Annotated in this window: 5 protein-coding genes and 1 pseudogene; all 6 read left to right on the forward strand. The window is 74.4% G+C overall.

What is annotated here, in order from left to right:
* Positions 1-48 precede the first annotated feature (48 nt).
* Positions 49-921, forward strand: coding sequence for a dihydropteroate synthase (gene folP, locus ABD308_RS36830; protein ID WP_344344646.1), 873 nt, complete (start codon positions 49-51; stop codon positions 919-921).
* A gap of 24 nt (positions 922-945) precedes the next feature.
* Positions 946-1446 (forward strand): nuclear transport factor 2 family protein, encoded by a 501-nt coding sequence (locus ABD308_RS36835; RefSeq protein ID WP_344344648.1) that lies wholly within the window; start codon positions 946-948, stop codon positions 1444-1446.
* 258 nt (positions 1447-1704) lie between these two features.
* A complete protein-coding gene (gene folB, locus ABD308_RS36840) occupies positions 1705-2064 on the forward strand; it encodes a dihydroneopterin aldolase (RefSeq protein WP_344344661.1) in 360 nt (119 codons plus the stop codon).
* A gap of 58 nt (positions 2065-2122) precedes the next feature.
* Positions 2123-2722, forward strand: a complete 600-nt coding sequence (gene folK, locus ABD308_RS36845; protein ID WP_344344651.1) for a 2-amino-4-hydroxy-6-hydroxymethyldihydropteridine diphosphokinase — start codon at positions 2123-2125, stop codon at positions 2720-2722.
* A gap of 166 nt (positions 2723-2888) precedes the next feature.
* On the forward strand, positions 2889-3383 hold the full coding sequence (locus ABD308_RS36850) for a DUF3180 domain-containing protein (RefSeq protein ID WP_344344654.1): 495 nt from the start codon (positions 2889-2891) through the stop codon (positions 3381-3383).
* 123 nt (positions 3384-3506) lie between these two features.
* Positions 3507-4162: pseudogene (locus ABD308_RS36855) on the forward strand (hypothetical protein); the annotation flags it as partial.

The raw sequence follows: 4162 nt of genomic DNA on the forward strand, positions 1-4162 counted from the left end.
CGGGGGTGGGTGCCGGGTGATCGGCCGGGGCGGTCAGATAATGGGGGTATGAGCAATTCGGTGCCCTTCCCGCTGCCTCCCGGACTGCCGCGGCTCGACCGCTGCGCCGTCATGGGCGTGGTCAACGTGACCCCCGACTCCTTCTCGGACGGCGGGCTGTGGCACGACCCCGCCAAGGCGATCGCCCACGGCCTCGCGCTGCGCGCCCGGGGCGCCGACCTGGTCGACGTCGGCGGCGAGTCCACCCGCCCCGGCTCGCGGCGCGTTCCCGAGGAGGAGGAGCTGCGCCGGGTCGTCCCGGTGGTCCGCGAGCTGGCCGACGCGGGGGTGGCGGTCTCCGTCGACACCATGCGGGCCTCGGTGGCCGAGCAGGCCGTCGCGGCCGGCGCGCTGGTCGTCAACGACGTCTCCGGCGGCCTGGCGGACCCGGCGATGGCCCGGGTGGTGGCCGAGACCGGCGCGCCGTTCGTGGTGATGCACTGGCGCGGGCAGTCCGCCGACATGGACCGGCTGGCCGTCTACGACGACGTGGTCGCCGACGTGGTCGGCGAGCTGACCGACCGGGTCGACGCGCTGCTCGCCGCCGGGGTCAAGGAGGACCAGCTGATCCTCGACCCGGGGCTCGGCTTCGCCAAGACCTCCGCGCACAACTGGGCGCTGCTCGGCCGGCTCGACGCGCTCACCGCGCTCGGCCGGCCGGTACTGGTCGCCGCATCGCGCAAGCGGTTCCTGGGTACGCTGCTCGCCGACCCGGAAACCGGGGAGCCGCGCCCGGCCCGGGAGCGCGACGACGCGACCGCCGCGGTGTCGGTGCTGTCGGCGCAGGCCGGCGCCTGGGCGGTGCGGGTGCACGACGTGTCGGGCACGGCGGACGCCGTCCGGGTGGTCGCGGCCTGGCAGCGCGCGGCCCGGCAGGGATGAGCGCTTGACGAAGACGGGAGGGTCATGGCGGGTGACGGCAGGTTGAGCGGGGAGACGGCGGGCCGACGGGCCGACGGAGCGGACCGGGAGGCGGTCCTGGCCGCCAACCGGGCGCTCTACGAGGCGCTGGAGACCGGCGACCTCGCGGCGGTCGAGGACGCCTGGCTGGGCGCCGGCGAGGCGGACGACAAGGGGGGCGTGGTCTGCGTCCACCCGGGGTGGCCGGTGCTGCGCGGACGGGCCCAGGTGACCCGCTCGTACATGCTGATCATGGCGAACACCGAGTACATCCAGTTCATCCTCACCGACGAGGAGGCGGAGGTGCACGGCGATGTGGCCCTTGTCACGTGCACCGAGAACATCCTTTCCGGCGGCGAGGCCGAACAGGAGGGCGAGCTGGGGCCGCTGGTCGGCGGAAAGGTCGTGTCGACCAATCTCTTCCGGCGCACCCCGACCGGGTGGAAACTCTGGTCGCACCACGGTTCACCCGTTCTGACCAGCGCCGACGAGGACGACGAGGACTGATTCCGGGATCCGGCCGGAAATCACGGGAAAACGACGCCGCGCGGTGACCGGGGAATTCCCGACTGGTCACCGAACGTTCACGTCAATCGCCATTCCGGCATGCGTGGCGACGGTTCGTGCCGGGTAGGACGGTCAGGTGGTGTCGGCGCGCACGGGTAGATTCGAAAAGGTCAGCGGCGGGCGCGACGCCCGTCCCCGCCCCGTTCGCCACGCTTGTCCGGGGCGGGGCCCGTTCGACTGGGAGCAGTGATTCGTTTGCTGGACCGCGTCACCCTGCGGGGCCTGCGTGCCCGCGGCCACCACGGCGTCTTCGAGCGCGAGCGGGCCGAGGGACAGACCTTCATGGTGGACCTGGTGCTGTACCTGGACACCCGCCCCGCCGCCGCCGACGACGACCTGACCCGCACGGCGCACTACGGCATCGTGGCCGAGGAGGTCACCGCGATCATCGCCGGCGAGCCGGTCGAGCTGATCGAGACCCTGGCCCAGCGGATCGCGGACCAGTGCCTGAAGCACGAGCCGGTGGAGGAGGTCGAGGTCACCGTGCACAAGCCGGACGCCCCGATCACCGTGCCGTTCGACGACGTGACCGTGACCATCCACCGGACCCGCGGATGATCCGCACCGTCCGGCCGGTGCCCGCCGCAGGGCCCGTGAAAGCCATAGGGGAAGTCCGATGACCGCAAGTGACCCGACCGCCGCGCCGAGCGCCTTCGACCTGGAGCAGCGGGTGGACTCGGTCGACACCACCCTGCACAGCCAGCGCTTCGCCGTGATCGCCCTCGGCTCCAACCTCGGCAACCGCCTGGACACCCTGCAGGGGGCCGTGGACGCCCTCGCCGACACGCCCGGGCTGAAGATCAAGGCCGTCTCCGCGGTGTACGAGACGGAGGCCGTGGGCGGCCCCGCCGAGCAGCCCGCCTACTACAACGCGGTGGTCGTGCTCCGCACCTCGCTGCCGCCGCGCGACCTGCTGGAGCGCGGCAACGCGATCGAGGACGCCTTCGGCCGGGTCCGCACCGCCCACTGGGGCCCGCGCACCCTGGACGTCGACATCCTGGCCTACGAGGGCGTCGTCAGCGAGGACCCGCAGCTGCTGCTGCCGCACCCGCGCTCGCACGAGCGGGTCTTCGTGCTCGCCCCGTGGCTGGACGCCCAGCCGGACGCCGAGCTGCCCGGGCACGGGCCGGTGGCCGGGCTGCTGACGGCGCTCGGCGGCCCGGAGGCCCAGGGCGTCCGGCGGCGCGAGGACATCCGGCTGACCCTGCCGGAGTAGCCGCGGCGGGGCCCCCGCCCGCCGGATCCGCGCAGGCCGGGGAACTCGCGCGGGCCCGTCGGCCGTACCCATAGGTGTCCGCCCCGGTCCGGGACCCCTCCGGCCGGGGCCCGGTACGGTGGCCTGACGCCGCCGTACCCGCCGCCCGGGAAAGGACCTCGTCCGAGTGAAGCCACTTCGCCTCCGTCTGCTGATCGGCATCACCGCCGCCGCGACGGCGCTGTCCTGGGCCGGCGCCAAGCTGTGGGCCTCCCTGGACACGCTGCCCGCGGTGCCGGGCGCGGCGCCGGTGGTGCTGGCCGCGGTGGCGGTGATCCTGCTCGCGACCGCGCTCTCGCTGCGCACGCGGCTGAAGGCGGCGCGCGAGCGGCAGCCCGGGGCGAAGCGGGTGGACCCGCTGGGCGCCGCCCGGGCGGTGGTGCTCGGGCAGGCCAGCGCGCTGGTCTCGGCGGTGGTCACCGGGGTCTACGCCGGCGCCGGGATCCATCTGCTGGGCGAGCTGGACGTACCGGCCCGCAAGGACCAGGCGATCACCGCGGGCTTCGCGGTGCTGGCCGGCGCGGCCGTGATCGCGGCGGCGCTCTGGCTGCAGCACGTCTGCCGGCTGCCGGAGAACCACGACGACCCGGGCGGCCACGGGTCGGCGGCCACCCATCGCTGACCAGCGCCTTTTCGGTGATCTTGAGTGATTTTCCGGATGCGTCCGGTAAAACCGGTGCGCTGTCAAGGGCCGAACCGGACCCTGGGCTGACACGGCCCCAATTCGCACGCTAGTTTCTTGAGCATGTCTCGCGGACGCCACCGTCATTCCTCCGTCCTCGGCCGGGTCTTTCCCCCCACCGCCGCCGGCGTGCTCATCGTCGCCGCGCTGGGGTCGCTGCTCTTCAGTCAGGACACCGTGCTGGTCCGCTCGGTGGGCGTGGCCGCGGTGCTCGCCACCCTCGGGTTCGCCGTCCTGCTGCGCCAGCGCGACCGGACCGCCCGGGCGGCGGCCGAGGTCTCCGTCGCGCAGCGGCTGCGGGCCGAGGAGCAGTTCGAGGAGCAGCTCGCCGAGGCGGAGTACGCGGCCGAGGTGGCCGAGGAGCGGGCGACCCGGTTCGGGCGGCGGCTGACCGCCGAGAAGTCCCGGTTGGCGAAGGCCGAGACGGAGATCGCCCGGCTGCTCAAGGAACGGGCCGTGACGGTCGCCGAGCAGGCGCTCAAGGAGGCCGAGGCGGCTCAGCGGGCGCTCGCCGCGAGCCGGCCCAGGTACCCGGCCAGCCCGGCCGCGTACGTCCGCGCGCAGGCCGTGCTGCGGCAGCTGGAGCGGCGGGCGGCGCAGCAGGAGGCGCAGCGGGAGCAGGAGGCCCGGCGGGCGGCGGAGCGTGCGGCGGGCTCGGAGGTCGCGCTGCGCGCGCGGACGGCGCCCGCGACGACGTCCACGCCGGCGGTTCCGGCGCC

This window comes from Kitasatospora putterlickiae (assembly GCF_039527695.1).
Lineage (GTDB): Bacteria > Actinomycetota > Actinomycetes > Streptomycetales > Streptomycetaceae > Kitasatospora > Kitasatospora putterlickiae.